Below are 13,268 nucleotides of genomic sequence, written 5' to 3' on the forward strand. Positions count from 1 at the left end.
TATGTTGACTCAAGCGCAGATATTACAATGGTTGCAGGCTTATGCAACTGAGATAGAGCAGAATAAAGCATATTTGACAGAATTAGATGCTGCGATCGGAGATGCCGATCACGGGACTAATATGGATCGCGGCTTTAAAAAGGTAAGCGCTCAGTTACCAACTCTTACAGACAAGGACATCAGCAACATTCTCAAAGCTGTGAGTATGACCTTGATTTCTTCCATTGGCGGTGCTAGTGGCCCTCTTTATGGAACCTGGTTTTTACGAGCTAGTACAGCAGTAGTAGATAAACAAGAATTAACAGAACAAGATGTGTTGGGGCTATTACAGGCAGGCTTAGACGGCGTGCTGCAACGTGGCAAAGCGCAACTCGGAGACAAAACAATGGTGGATGTGCTATCTCCGGCTGTAGTCGCTTTTGGGCAAGCTGTAGCAGAAAGTAAGGGAACGCTGGAAGCGATGCAACAGGCTGTAGTAACAGCCCAAAAGGGGTTACAAGAAACTATACCAATGCAGGCCAAAAAGGGACGCGCTAGCTATCTGGGGGAAAGAAGTATCGGACATCAAGATCCAGGAGGGACTTCTGCTTATTTAATGTTGAAAAGTTTGTTAGACGTGTTGGAAAGTGGCCAAACAACTGACCATTGAAAATTAACAATTGGCGCAATAACTATTGCCAGAAATCGGTGACATCGTATCCCAGTTCCGCTAATATCTGCCGCAGCAAGGGTAAACTGAGTCCTATTACATTGCTGTGACAGCCTTCGATTTTTTCAACAAAGAAACTACCAAAACCTTCAATGGCAAAGGCTCCAGCACACTTGAGGGGTTCACCTGTGGCAATGTATGCTTCAATGGCGCGATCGCTCATTTGAGCAAAGTAAACTCTTGTAACTTGAGACTTGACTATAGTGCGGTTTTGCTCAAGGTCAATTAAGGCGTGACCTGTATACAAGTCGCCAAAGCTACCTTGCATTATCTGCCAACGCGCGCTCGCTTCAGAAGTATCTGCTGGTTTGCCGTAAATTTCACCATTCATAGACAAAACTGAATCACAACCCATAATCAAAGCTGATTCAAACTGGGGGGCTACAGTTTCCGCCTTATATTGGGCAAGAGTTTTGACCAATTCTGCTGGTTCACTTAATTGGATTTGTGACTCGTCAAAGTCACTAGCTCTAACTATCGGTTCAATACCAACAGTTTGCAGCAAGCGGCGACGAGCCGGGGAAGCTGAGGCAAGTACAAAGGGTGGAATTTTCATGAGATTTCTAAAAAGCTTGTTAATTGAGAATGGGGCATGGGGCATTGCCCGAATTTCTCACGTATTGTGTGGGAGGTGTGAGAAATCCAGGATTGGTGATTAAATTTCTTCTCTATCCCCCATTCCCTATTCCCCATCCTCCAATTAATAGACAGAAAAAGAATTTACAACCTCATCAATCATTCCTTTAACTCTCTGCCAGCGTTTTTCAGGAATTGAAGCGTTGAGGGTAAAAAGTTTGCCACGACTAACTGCAACGCTAGCGATGTTATGCCGTTGCTGTTTATTGGGAAGTTTAACCTCATACTCTAAAAGGTAGTAGGTCTTACCGTCTACTTCTCGCTCTGCGGCATTGACTAATTCAGCCGAACGACCAGAGTCAGGAGGCGCAAGAGCAGCTTTTCCCAACTTATATCCTACTTCTGTTGGGGTTCCCAATTCTGATAAAGTTTTGCCTTCTGGAACTGGGCTAATCACAACAGAAACGTTTTCAGACACCTCAATCAAATCGTGGAAAACCACATCTGGCCCGTTGGCAACTTTAACTTGTAGCCACCCATTAGGATATGAAAACTGATAGCCATCACTAGTGTCTACAAAGCTTTTGAGTCCAGCCGCAGCTGCTATATCAGAATTACTCAGGCTGAAACTCAACACCAATAGCAAAATTAATACAATTCTTTTCCACATTTATACGAGTTCCTTTGGGCTGGAGACAACACCAGGCTTGCATCATTTCTCGTTTTTATTCTCCCACCAAGCGGCACGCTTCGGATGATGCGTTTCGGGGTTGCTTAAGCGATCGCCTGTTTTTGGAAAGACTGTTTCTTTACATATCCCTTATTTGATCAAATACCCGAATAGTAAGTTATTACGCTGTCTTAAACTAACTAAAAGTGAGCGTAAATCTTTGACAACTTTTACTAAATCTAAGTAAGTTGGCACAATAAAACCAAACTATGTAAAGAGAAATGAACTAGGCTAAAATCCTTATACCTATTGCCTATTGCCTGTTGCCTATTGCCTGATCCCAACGACAATTATTTACGCTCACTTACTTAAGTTAGCTAGTGAAATGATTAAGTTGCGCGATCAATTTTTTGGACTTCTTCTTCAGATAGTTTCACATTGATAGCTTGTACTGAGTCTTCAATGCTAGAAACCTTGCTAGCACCAGGAATTGGCAAAATAGCGGGCGATTTGGAGCGTAACCACGCGAGAACGATATTATATACTGACACGCCTTTTTCTTTAGCTAAGTTAGCGATCGCCGGAATATCTTGTAAATCTTGATGGCGATGTCTACCACCAAAGGGACTCCAAGGCAAAAATGTCAATTCTTGTTGTTCGCAATACTTCAATACGCCGTCCTTTTCTGGCTGTCGTTGCCAAGGGCTGTATTGATTCTGTACCGAGACAACATCGACTACATCTTGCGCCCGCTTAATTTGTTCAACGGAAAAGTTAGAAACTCCCACAAACCTAATTAAACCTGCCTCCACTGCTTCTTTCACTGGCGCAAGGGATTCTTCAATTGTGTACTTAGGATCTGGTGAATGGTATTGCCAAACATCGATGGGTTTAGCACCACCTAACGCCTCAAAACTGACTCGAATTGTTTCGCGCAAATGTTCTGGGTTGCCATTGCTTGTCCAGTTGCCATCGGGACGCATCAAACCGCCCTTAGTTGCCACAATTATTTGGCTAACATCGCCTTTATAACTACTAAGCGCCTTGTGAATTAGTCGCTCATTATGGTGTTTTTCTGACTCATCTTTGCAATAAGAGTCGGCAGTGTCAATAAATGTAATACCCAAATCCAAAGCCCGATGAATAACTTCGATTGATTGCGATTCGGGAGGGCGATTAGAGATTGACATGGGCATACCACCCAAACCGATCGCACTTACAAATACACCAGTTTTTCCTAGCTGTTTGGTTTCCATGCTTCTAGCTATAGCTTTCTGACCCAATTATCCCAGCTAGTCAAAGCTTTATTGAGCGATTTATCATAAATCCTCCCTAGTACTTAGATTGGATGATAAGTGAATAGGCTGCTAAGGGAATACTCTACTCAGGGGTTAAGGATTCTATACACAAGCACCGATGAAAATTGTCGAGGAAACCCGTACCAGATTGCAGTTAAAGCATCAACCACTCAGATATTGGTTCATCGGGTGGTGCATTTTTACTGCCTGCTTAAGCTTCTTGATTTACTGCTTATTTTTTGAGTCTGCTTCAATCAGTCTCAATTGCGATCGCCTCTCGCCAAGCAAAATTAATTGTGAATTGAGACGGTTTAATTTGCTGGGAAGGATGGAGAAACTCAGAATGTTTGATCCTAGTGAAGCATACGTTCTCACAAAGACTGGTAGCAAAGGGTCGAAAAGCTATCAGGTTATAATTGTGACTCCATTTAAAGATTTTCCTCTTTTATCCCATCTTAGTTATGAACAAAATCAAGAATTTATCTTGAAAACAAACGATTTTATCAACTCTAGTAAAACCTCTCTATTGGTACAGCAGAACCAGAGGAATTATCTATTTTTCTTAAGCTTATCTATATTAATTGTCATGGCGATCGCTGCTTTTTTTGCAACATCACCTGTAACTACCTGCACCTTCTATAAAAGCATCGATAAGGTCTTTGTCGAACGTAAAAGTCTTCGTGGCAATCAAGTTATTGAACATCCACTAGAAAATATTCTGTGTTTTGACATCCAAGAAAAGCAATATAAATACTCTAAGCTTTATCGGGCTGTAATTGTGCTGAAATCTTTCAAAGAAATCCCAATCAATCCACAATACACTGATGAAAGAAGCGTTAGATATGCAGTTTCTAGGATACTCTCATTTCTAAAACTTTAACAAAAACTATCCCTACTACTTACCACTATGCCCATAGACTGAGGTCATAGATCGCTGACTTATCTAGGAAGCTGGGGATATTGTCTATCAAAAATGATTTAGGATTTGCTATATAGACACAAAACGCTGAGATTAAGGAAGTTTGAGTCACTTTCAACTGAAATTTTACATCCAGCATTCTCCATTAGTACCATTTTGACTCAACTAAAAATACTCACTTTGTCAGTTTGTCTATTTAGACTATGTTTGGTACATAAAATAAGAAGCCAGTCTAATATGAGCGGCTGTTATTCTACACTTGACATAAAGCATTGTGAGTGCTAAAAGACGACTGCCAGAAACTATTGCCCATGTCAGAATCACTCGCCAATCTTGGCAACACGGCTTCCTTGAGGGTGAAGTGAGTGCAGGTGAGTTTGAGTGGCATTTCCAGTGGCATTTTCGCCGGGGAGAACTTGCCGTCAAGCCTTCCCAAGGCCGCGCTTTAATCAAAGAACCCCTTGGTCGATTTTTGGAGCAACAAGATTATCAGCTAGAGCCTGGAGGAGATTATGCTTTTACTATTCGGGCGGAACTTTAAAAGTTAGAAGTTAGGAGAGACGCGATTAATCGCGTCTGTACAAGACAAGAGTTAAGGATGTCATCAAAAATATGGGTCTGAAACCCCGTGCTTCACGCAATGCTTTAAAGTAATGAGTAATGAGTGGATGAAAAATGGGTATTTACTCATTACTTATTACTCATTTCTCCAGAATTACCGTGCGTACCCTTCTCCTGACGGAGACGCTGCGCGAACGGGAACGCCAAGGGCGAACACGCCAGGAAGTATGTCAATCCTCACTCTTGACTGCTGAGTGTTGATTCTGTGAGGCGGTTTAAGTATCTTTCGATTAAGAGAATGGCAACAATGTCATCTATCGGTCTTGGAGGCTGTCGGAGACCTTGTGGCAATAGCTTTGTTAGCCCTTTGGGTGGGAACATTTGCCAATAGCGATCACGTGCTTCTAAGGTTGTGTACCGCTCATCTACTAAAATAATGCTCAGAGGTTCTGTCAATTCCTGATATAATTGCTGTCTCCATTCCTTGGCTGTAGTTTGGTCGCCCATCACCATCAAGGAGATCGGAAACTTTTGACGCAGTGTTTCAATGGTAGCGATCGCCTCTTTTGCTAACGCAACGTGATGATAATACAATTGCCGATCCAGTCCCATCACCGCTAAACCACACTTATCTCGACCTGGATCAAACCCCAATATGACTGGTTGCGTTGGTGAAAATTCGCGTAAAGTCATAAGAAATTAAAAATAAAAATTGAGAATTAGAAATCAATAAATGCAATCACAGCAACTATTTTGACTGCTGTTGAATATGTTTAAATCTTACTAATAACAGTGTGCAAATAATGTTTTAAGTACTAAAAATAATTTTTCCGTTGACTATTGCCACTAATTTTACTCTCAATGGCCCGGCTGTATAAGTGTCCTCTGCTGCGATCGCTTTGATCTCCAAGGGTTGATTATACTGTCTTAATTGGGCGACAAAGCGCAAAAAAGTCCCCTCTACTTGCACATCCTCGACAATTCCGGCATTACGAGCGCGAAATTGGGAAGCAGAAATTAGTATTTCCAGCCTTTGCTGTAACTGATAGGATGTCATAGCTTTGGAATCGGCACTAGTTGTAGCTAGGACTGCGCCTCCCGAAAAAACCAATTGATTTCGCGCTGTATCGGCAAAAAACTCTATCTGTTTTTCTCCCCTGACGTAATTACCAGCCGAGAAAATTCGCACCACATATTCTTGACCATCGCTAATCTGCTTGCTCAATTGGTCAACCCGATCCTGAGTCACGCGCAGTAGCTCTACATTGGCAGGATTTGCCCCAGGCTCACTTAATTCCAGGTTGGCGTTGCGATTGGCTTCTTGTAAAAGTTGTACCACTGCGCGACGAGCCGCAGCAGGTTGGGTAACACGAATTACAGCAGCAGACAAAACTTGACCGCGAACTAAGGCCAACTTACCTAGACGCAGGTCGCGGTAAGACTGATAATATTTTTCCAGCCTCGCAACTTCTAGTTCTAGTTGCTCTTGTTGCGCTTCCAATTCTTTGAGGCGCGATTCCCGTTTGGCAATCACTTCTTCTCGTGCTGCAACTTCTACATTCCGCTTTTGAATCAATTGATCGAGTTGGCCGATTTTTTGATCGCGTTGTTCTATAGCTTCTTGACGGTTAGCCAGTTCGCGATCGCGTTTTTCAATCGCTGTTTTGGCTTCGTCAATCGCTTTTTTCGCTTCAGCGTATAGTCGTTGTCGTTCTGTCTTCAGTAGTTCAACTGCCGCCTGTAGCTCTTTCCTTTGATTGGAAACGCTTTGCAATTCAGCTATGGCTTTTTGATACTGAGTTACAACTTGTCCTAGCTGACCTTGAGTGCGTTGGAGTTGAGTTTGAGTTTGAGCTTGTTGACTAATGGTGCGGTTTAACTGAGCTTGTGTTTGGAGTTGTTTGGCATTTGCTGCCTGTAAAGACTGATTAATTGCCTGTAAGTCTTGTTGTGCTTTTGCTTGGGCAATTCTTGCTTGGCTTAGTTCACTTTCTACCTGACTTTTCTGAGTTTCTGCGGTTTTTAGCTGTTCCCGCTTTTGTCTGAGGTCTGTTTGAATATCTTCTAATTCAAAGACTCCCTTCCGCAAACCTTCATCGGCAGCGAATAAAATTCCTAATGTTGATGCTGAAATCAAACCGCCCGTAAAAATAGTTACTACTACAGCAGTGTTTTTCGGACGAAGCTTAAAAAGTGAGAGGCGGGCTTTGCCAACTCGTGTGCCGATGCGATCGCCCACGGTTGCAATTACGCCTCCCAAGATTAAAATTGCTGCGATGAGGATGTATCCGGTGGTCATCTTTAGCTACCGAAATCCTTCCAGATACAGCCTACTACTTTTAAGCATTGTCTGGAAAGAAGTGGAAATTGGCAATAGCTGAAATTACTCAATTTTAGATTTACCTCTAGCTATTTAGTGTCATCTTTCAAAATAGAACACGCGCCGATTCCCCTTTCTCCGATTGATTTTATGTGAATTGCCTACTTAAGGTAACAGGTTTATGCACAGTAATCTTCTTTTTGTGGATAGAAATCATCTTTTTCTCACGCAAATCCCCTAGTAGCCTAGTAACGGTAACACGAGTTGAACCAATTGCTTCTGCGATCGCCTGATGAGATAACTTCAGATCAATAGTGATCCCATCTGCACAAGGAACGCCAAAATCCCGACAAAGAATTAATAAAAAACTCACCAACCTAGAACCCATATCTCGGTGAGCAAGAGTTTCAATCATCATCTCTGTCTGTAAAATGCGCGAAGAAAGACCCCGCAGCATTAACATTGATAATTCTGGATTTTCCTTGAGTGCTTGCTCTACTTGTTCAATTGGGGCTGACAGTAATTCCACAGGGGTAAATGCAACCGCATGGTAAAACCTATCCGACTTATTTCCTGTCAGCAATGACAAAACACCAAAAACACTATTTTCCCGAAGCAATGCTACTGTTATTTCCTCTCCTGCCTCGTACACCCTAGAAAGTTTAACAGCACCTTTCAAAAGAAAATAAACTCGTTCGGCAGGATCGCCAGGAAAAAAGATCGTTTTATTGCGTTCAAACGTTTCCACAACTGGCGGAAACGCCCCGGTCGCCATCTGACGAAATACATTTGCTAGGGCTTTATCTTGTGTCACGATCATCTCCCTTCCCCTACCCAATGCCGGAAAAACAAAAACTGATTACCTAAGAATACACCCGAAAAATGAATAAAGCACCGTCAACCTTTCTGTACTTTCCTATACTCAAACTAATCGCTTCATAACTGTTTGTTTATAATGATACATAATTGTTGATCCTTTCAGCTACTAATTGTTGATAAGTAGTTCCAATAACTGTATTAAAAAGGGTTTTTTAAAGAACAAATAAAGATATCTTGAGAAAATCTTTAGGAAAAATCAAGATTTTTGTCATAGCAAACACCCTTCTCAATATTCATTTTTGCAAATCCTGTATAAAACAAAGACAAACGTGCCTCAGATTCTAGTATGCTCCTAATGATCGATCGCATTAACAATTTCTATGCTGAATCTGACTGGAAAAAATGCTCTTGTTACAGGTATTGCCAATAACCGCTCGATCGCCTGGGGCATCGCCCAACAGCTGCATAAAGCCGGAGCAAACCTGGGTATTACCTACCTGCCGGATGAACGCGGCAAAATGGAGAAAAAAGTTGCGGAGTTGGTAGAACCCCTCAACCCAAGCTTATTTCTTCCTTGTAATGTCCAAGATGAGGAACAGATTCAATCTACCTTTGAGACAATTCGTGAGCAATGGGGGAAGCTAGACATTCTCATCCATTGTCTGGCCTTTGCCAGTAAAGACGATTTAAGTGGAGACTTTAGCCAAACCTCTCGTTCTGGCTTCAACACTGCCTTAGAAATCAGTACCTACTCCCTGGTGCAGTTAAGTGGTGCAGCGAAACCTTTGATGACTGAGGGAGGTAGTATCGTCACGCTGACATATTTAGGCGGTGTCAGAGCAATCCCTAACTACAACGTTATGGGAGTTGCTAAAGCAGGGTTAGAAATGAGCGTGCGTTACCTAGCTTCTGAACTAGGGCCGCAAAATATCCGCGTCAATGCCATCTCCGCAGGCCCCATCCGCACCTTAGCATCTTCAGCAGTGGGTGGAATTTTGGATATGATCCATCATGTCGAAGAAGTAGCTCCCCTGCGCCGTACTGTCACTCAGCTAGAAGTGGGGAATACTGCCGCTTTCTTATGTAGTGATTTGTCCAGTGGTATTACCGGACAAGTTCTATATGTAGATGCAGGATATGAAATTATGGGAATGTAAGATAATTGGGGCATGGGGCACTGGGCACTGGGCATTGAGTATTAAATTCTTGTCCATTCCCTATTCCCATGCCCTATTCCCCATTCCCCATCCCCCATTCCCAATGCAAACAACCAATCGTCAAATTAATTCAAATTACGACCAGTCAACTAAAACCCCTAGGATTGCCACTGTTCACCGTACTACTGGTGAAACTGATGTACAAGTTACCATCAATCTTGATGGTAGAGGAACTTGCACGGCAGCAACAGGCATTCCGTTTTTAGATCATATGTTGCATCAAATTGCCTCTCATGGGCTGATTGATATAGATGTCCAAGCCAAGGGAGACTGGGAAATTGATGATCATCACACCAACGAAGATGTAGGTATTACTTTAGGCCAAGCTTTCAACCAAGCATTAGGGGACAGAAAAGGTATTGTCCGCTTTGGTAATTTTCTTGCGCCATTGGATGAAGCTTTAGTTCAGGTAGCGTTAGACTTTTCTGGACGGCCTCACCTCAGCTACGGCTTGCAAATTCCTACCCAGCGCGTAGGAACCTATGACACCCAACTCGTGCGCGAATTCTTTGTGGCACTGGTGAACCATAGCCAAATGACACTCCACATTCGGCAACTGGATGGCATTAATTCCCATCACATCATAGAGGCGACATTTAAAGCCTTTGCAAGAGCCACACGGCTAGCAGTGGAGATTGACTCCCGTCGTGCTGGTCTAATTCCCAGTTCTAAAGGCGTTCTCTAAAAGTTGTCAAATGGGGCATTAGTTATTTCCCCTCTAGTTTCCAATCCCCAATAATTGACACATGGCTTGGTGATGGTTATTATCAGCCTACTAGGTAACTTGTAATTAATACCAAGCTGGTAATTAGTGGTTGAACCAAGATGAAGTCTGTTGCAGATGACCCTGATTCTCAACTGAATCCGGCAGATACTCCACCAGTAGTCCTAACTTCTGAGTTGCGAAAAGTCTATCGCACTGGTTTTTGGCTAAATCAAAAAGTCGTATCTCTCAAAAACTGTTCTTTAACGGTTTACAAAGGCGAAACCTTTGGGTTGCTGGGACCAAACGGTGCTGGTAAAACCACCCTTTTAAAATTATTGCTGGGAATTATTCATCCCACTTCTGGAGGGGGATTGTTATTGGATAAGCCTATAGGCGATCGCAGTGTTAAGCAACATATCGGCTATTTGCCAGAAAATCCCTATTTGTATGACTATCTCACTGGCTGGGAATTTTTGCAGCTAACTGCTGGACTATTCCAAATTCCCCAAAGTATCCAACGCCAACGCATTCCCCAACTGCTGGAATTAGTGGGTTTATCTCAAGCCGATGCTCGCAAAAAACTTTTACGCCGCTACTCAAAAGGAATGCTACAGCGTGTTGGTATGGCACAGGCATTAATTAACGAGCCAGATTTGGTTTTTCTCGATGAACCAATGTCTGGTCTCGATCCTGTGGGACGTTACCAAATGCGGGAAATCATCTTGGCACTAAAAGCTGCTGGAAAGACGATTTTTTTTAATAGCCACGTTCTCAGTGAAGTAGAGCAGATTTGCGATCGCATTGCCATTCTCGCTCAAGGTGAACTAATTTGCTCTGGTTCCCTTAATGAACTTTTAGGCGTGGAAAACACATATCATGTAAAAGGTCAAGGTGGTGACTGGGAAATTCTTAAAAAATGGATACCCACTCTCAGATTTGAACCTGATGGTTCCTGGCAAGGTACACTACAAGACGATTACTATGATTTCCTCGCTAGTGTTCGTTTGATGGAAGGTAAAATTATTGCCATGAACTTGTCACGTTACTCCCTAGAAGAGTTTTTTATTCAACAAATTCAAAGAAAAAATAACTCGGTGAACTAATTTCGTTGCCAAATACTCAATTCTAGATTTGTTTGAGCAACGTATATACGTGGTATCTTTTTACAGAATAACCTTAAATTTCCGCCTTTTTGAGTTTGTCTTTGCTCAATCCAACTCACAAAAAACTAAATTTAGACCTTTTTTCAAGGTTATTTGTAGTTAATCAATAATGGAGTTCATAATTTTTGCAAAAATTACTAATAATAGAATATTTAGAATCACAGTTTAAGTGTCATTTAATTGACTTTGGTAGAAATGCTTTACTCGTAAGTACATCTTTACATAACAGACCAATTTTTTATATAAACTGCGTTTATCTGCGTAAGTCACATATTTTTTGAGAATCCCCATATTCAAGTTTGCTCAACTTTAAATTAACTTCACTAAAAATTCAAATTCAATAAACAAATTTCCTCCGGAAAATTACACTTTTCGGGGAAAATAAGAGTGTTGGGGAACTTGAATACTTAGGTATAGTCAAAATAAAAATGTTTAGACAGTACTTTATTAATCGTAGTTTCAGAATCTAAGGTAAATATGCTTAACACAAGTTTGTTTAAATTCAAATTCCTAACTCAGCCAGTTGTGGGTGTGGCTTTGTTAAGTGCTGTCAATGTCGCTGTGCCATTTGCGAGTCTAGCTCAGGAACAACCATTACCACCAACTACGCAAACACCAAGCACACAAACACAATTAGATACTAATTATTCATTAGGAGGCGGCGATCGCATCCGAGTAAATGTATTTGAAGTACCTGAATATACCGGAGAATACCAAGTTCCCCCAGGTGGAGCAATCAACCTACCTTTAATTGGTAGTGTGTCAGTCCTCGGTCTAACAACTGAACAGGCTGCTGACGAAATTGCTAGAAGATATGCTCGCTTCCTCAAACGTCCCTTAATCTCAGTCAACTTATTATCGCCTCGTCCTATCAATGTTTTCGTTGCCGGAGAAGTGACACGTCCAGGAGCTTACACTCTTAGCTTGAGCGGAGGCGCGGGAGACAATCCAGGCGTACAATACCCAACTGTATTAGCCGCATTGACAACAGCACAGGGCGTAACCTTAGCTGCGGATGTGAGTCAAATTCAATTAAGGCGTAAAATAGGACGTTCTTCAGAGCAAGCTGTTAGCGTCAATTTGAAGGAACTTATCCAAACAGGTAGGTTATCACAGGATATTACCTTGCGCGATGGAGACACCATAGTTGTACCAACAGCAACCAACTTCAACGTGGCAGAATCTCGTAATATATTTGCATCTAACTTTGCTGCCAGCCAAACCACGCCTCGCACGGTAACAATTATCGGTGAAGTTAATCGCCCCGGTTCGTATCTTGTTACCCCAGCCAGCACAGATGCTCAGGGAGGCGCAGCAACTAACAGTGGTACTGCTAATCCCAATGGTCTACCAAACGTGACACGGGTTATTCAACTAGCTGGGGGAATTACAGCACAGGCTGATGTTCGTAATCTCAGGCTACGTCGACTTACAAGAACTGGCTCAGAACAAGCTATAGATATTAACCTTTGGCAACTATTGCAAAGTGGCGACGCTAGTCAAGACATCATCGTGCAAGACGGAGATACGATTGTTATTCCGACGGCAACTGAGATTAACCCCGCAGAAGCTACTCAATTAGCTACTACTACTTTGTCTCCTACACGCATTCAAGTTGGTGTGGTAGGTGAAGTTAAAAAACCAGGGTTAACAGACGTTCAACCGAATAGCTCTTTAAATCAAGCTATACTGGCAGCTGGCGGATTTAATGATGCCAGAGCTAGTAGCAGTGCTGTTGATTTGATTCGCCTCAACCCTAACGGTTCTGTTACTAAACGCATAGTAAAAGTGGATTTTTCTGCTGGCATTAATGAGCAAACTAATCCCATACTCCGCAATAATGATGTTGTTGTAGTCAACCGATCGGGTTCCGCTAAGACTGGCGATACCATAAACACTATAACTGGCCCTCTCGGTGTTATCTTTAATCTTCTGAACTTATTCGGACTCTAGCCTAATATACAGATGTGAATTGGGGACGTTGGTGAAACTTCTCCGTCCCCAAAATTACAATGAGATTAATTGCTCTTGGTGTATTCCATTGCGAGAGCAATATTCATCTATCTTGAACTATTCTCCACAATAACCACCTCTTTTATTAACTGGACTTACGCACTCAAAACCAGAAAGCTCGATCCCTCTTAAAAAAAGCGAGTATCTCTTACGCGTAAGTATTAGTTAAATTACAGCAGTTGCCAGTAAATGAAATACACCTTTCCCCAACGCTTCCCAGATAGTCTTATTTGACCACAGGATAAGACAATACTAGGGTAAAGAACTGTCTTGGCTTTTGCGATCGCTTCTTAAATT

At 42.2% G+C, this 13,268-nt stretch carries 13 protein-coding genes; 7 read left to right on the forward strand and 6 right to left on the reverse strand.

Translation table 11 applies throughout. The features are described 5' to 3' along the window. Position 1 precedes the first annotated feature (1 nt). A complete protein-coding gene (gene dhaL / locus V7K69_RS30535; RefSeq protein WP_335041602.1) occupies positions 2-649 on the forward strand; it encodes a dihydroxyacetone kinase subunit DhaL in 648 nt (215 codons plus the stop codon). 22 nt (positions 650-671) lie between these two features. Here dhaL and V7K69_RS30540 read toward each other — a convergent pair whose 3' ends face one another. The 3 genes from V7K69_RS30540 to V7K69_RS30550 form a co-directional block, all read right to left on the reverse strand. Continuing rightward, positions 672-1,265 carry a Maf family protein gene (locus V7K69_RS30540; protein WP_335041605.1) on the reverse strand — a complete coding sequence of 198 codons (594 nt, stop codon included), beginning with the start codon at positions 1,263-1,265 and terminating at the stop codon, positions 672-674. Between the two features lie 144 nt (positions 1,266-1,409). After that, positions 1,410-1,955 (reverse strand): photosystem II reaction center PsbP, encoded by a 546-nt coding sequence (psbP, locus tag V7K69_RS30545; RefSeq protein WP_174708504.1) that lies wholly within the window; start codon positions 1,953-1,955, stop codon positions 1,410-1,412. Between the two features lie 389 nt (positions 1,956-2,344). Beyond that, a complete protein-coding gene (locus tag V7K69_RS30550) occupies positions 2,345-3,211 on the reverse strand; it encodes an aldo/keto reductase (RefSeq protein WP_335041614.1) in 867 nt (288 codons plus the stop codon). Positions 3,212-3,371: 160 nt separating this feature from the next. Here V7K69_RS30550 and V7K69_RS30555 point away from each other — a divergent pair, with 160 nt between their 5' ends. Together V7K69_RS30555 and V7K69_RS30560 are read left to right on the forward strand one after the other, a co-directional pair. Next, complete coding sequence (locus V7K69_RS30555; protein WP_335041617.1) at positions 3,372-4,133, forward strand: hypothetical protein; 762 nt, start codon at positions 3,372-3,374, stop codon at positions 4,131-4,133. A 310-nt stretch (positions 4,134-4,443) separates the two neighbouring features. Further along, entirely contained in the window at positions 4,444-4,713 is a 270-nt protein-coding gene (locus tag V7K69_RS30560) for a DUF3146 family protein (protein WP_372726526.1), read from the forward strand. Positions 4,714-4,970: 257 nt separating this feature from the next. Here V7K69_RS30560 and V7K69_RS30565 read toward each other — a convergent pair whose 3' ends face one another. The 3 genes from V7K69_RS30565 to ntcA all read right to left on the reverse strand — a co-directional run bounded on the left by V7K69_RS30565 (position 4,971) and on the right by ntcA (position 7,873). Next, positions 4,971-5,426 (reverse strand): resolvase, encoded by a 456-nt coding sequence (locus V7K69_RS30565; protein ID WP_335041620.1) that lies wholly within the window; start codon positions 5,424-5,426, stop codon positions 4,971-4,973. 115 nt (positions 5,427-5,541) lie between these two features. After that, positions 5,542-7,032 (reverse strand): DUF3084 domain-containing protein, encoded by a 1,491-nt coding sequence (locus V7K69_RS30570; RefSeq protein ID WP_335041623.1) that lies wholly within the window; start codon positions 7,030-7,032, stop codon positions 5,542-5,544. 169 nt (positions 7,033-7,201) lie between these two features. After that, positions 7,202-7,873 carry a global nitrogen regulator NtcA gene (gene ntcA / locus V7K69_RS30575; protein WP_010998529.1) on the reverse strand — a complete coding sequence of 224 codons (672 nt, stop codon included), beginning with the start codon at positions 7,871-7,873 and terminating at the stop codon, positions 7,202-7,204. Positions 7,874-8,252: 379 nt separating this feature from the next. On the opposite strand from ntcA, the gene fabI reads away from it, so the two are divergent. The 4 genes from fabI to V7K69_RS30595 all read left to right on the forward strand — a co-directional run bounded on the left by fabI (position 8,253) and on the right by V7K69_RS30595 (position 12,911). After that, positions 8,253-9,029: an enoyl-ACP reductase FabI gene (gene fabI, locus V7K69_RS30580; RefSeq protein WP_335041625.1), complete on the forward strand. Its 777-nt coding sequence runs from the start codon at positions 8,253-8,255 to the stop codon at positions 9,027-9,029. Positions 9,030-9,132: 103 nt separating this feature from the next. Further along, positions 9,133-9,774 (forward strand): imidazoleglycerol-phosphate dehydratase HisB, encoded by a 642-nt coding sequence (gene hisB / locus V7K69_RS30585; protein WP_335041628.1) that lies wholly within the window; start codon positions 9,133-9,135, stop codon positions 9,772-9,774. A gap of 140 nt (positions 9,775-9,914) precedes the next feature. Further along, positions 9,915-10,898, forward strand: a complete 984-nt coding sequence (locus tag V7K69_RS30590; RefSeq protein ID WP_335041631.1) for an ABC transporter ATP-binding protein — start codon at positions 9,915-9,917, stop codon at positions 10,896-10,898. A 537-nt stretch (positions 10,899-11,435) separates the two neighbouring features. Then, positions 11,436-12,911, forward strand: coding sequence for a polysaccharide biosynthesis/export family protein (locus tag V7K69_RS30595; protein WP_335041633.1), 1,476 nt, complete (start codon positions 11,436-11,438; stop codon positions 12,909-12,911). Positions 12,912-13,268: the final 357 nt, after the last annotated feature.

Origin of the sequence: Nostoc sp., assembly GCF_036917775.1 — a bacterium.
In the GTDB taxonomy this organism is placed as follows: domain Bacteria; phylum Cyanobacteriota; class Cyanobacteriia; order Cyanobacteriales; family Nostocaceae; genus Nostoc.

Excerpts from the sequence above, each read along its gene's own strand:
- fabI (WP_335041625.1), top strand. The coding sequence starts at position 8,253 with ATGCTGAATCTGACTGGAAAAAATGCTCTTGTTACAGGTATTGCCAAT.
- V7K69_RS30550 (WP_335041614.1), bottom strand. The coding sequence starts at position 3,211 with ATGGAAACCAAACAGCTAGGAAAAACTGGTGTATTTGTAAGTGCGATC.
- hisB (WP_335041628.1), top strand. The coding sequence starts at position 9,133 with ATGCAAACAACCAATCGTCAAATTAATTCAAATTACGACCAGTCAACT.
- ntcA (WP_010998529.1), bottom strand. The coding sequence starts at position 7,873 with ATGATCGTGACACAAGATAAAGCCCTAGCAAATGTATTTCGTCAGATG.
- V7K69_RS30555 (WP_335041617.1), top strand. The coding sequence starts at position 3,372 with ATGAAAATTGTCGAGGAAACCCGTACCAGATTGCAGTTAAAGCATCAA.
- V7K69_RS30595 (WP_335041633.1), top strand. The coding sequence starts at position 11,436 with ATGCTTAACACAAGTTTGTTTAAATTCAAATTCCTAACTCAGCCAGTT.
- V7K69_RS30570 (WP_335041623.1), bottom strand. The coding sequence starts at position 7,032 with ATGACCACCGGATACATCCTCATCGCAGCAATTTTAATCTTGGGAGGC.
- V7K69_RS30590 (WP_335041631.1), top strand. The coding sequence starts at position 9,915 with ATGAAGTCTGTTGCAGATGACCCTGATTCTCAACTGAATCCGGCAGAT.
- psbP (WP_174708504.1), bottom strand. The coding sequence starts at position 1,955 with ATGTGGAAAAGAATTGTATTAATTTTGCTATTGGTGTTGAGTTTCAGC.
- V7K69_RS30540 (WP_335041605.1), bottom strand. The coding sequence starts at position 1,265 with ATGAAAATTCCACCCTTTGTACTTGCCTCAGCTTCCCCGGCTCGTCGC.
- V7K69_RS30565 (WP_335041620.1), bottom strand. The coding sequence starts at position 5,426 with ATGACTTTACGCGAATTTTCACCAACGCAACCAGTCATATTGGGGTTT.
- dhaL (WP_335041602.1), top strand. The coding sequence starts at position 2 with ATGTTGACTCAAGCGCAGATATTACAATGGTTGCAGGCTTATGCAACT.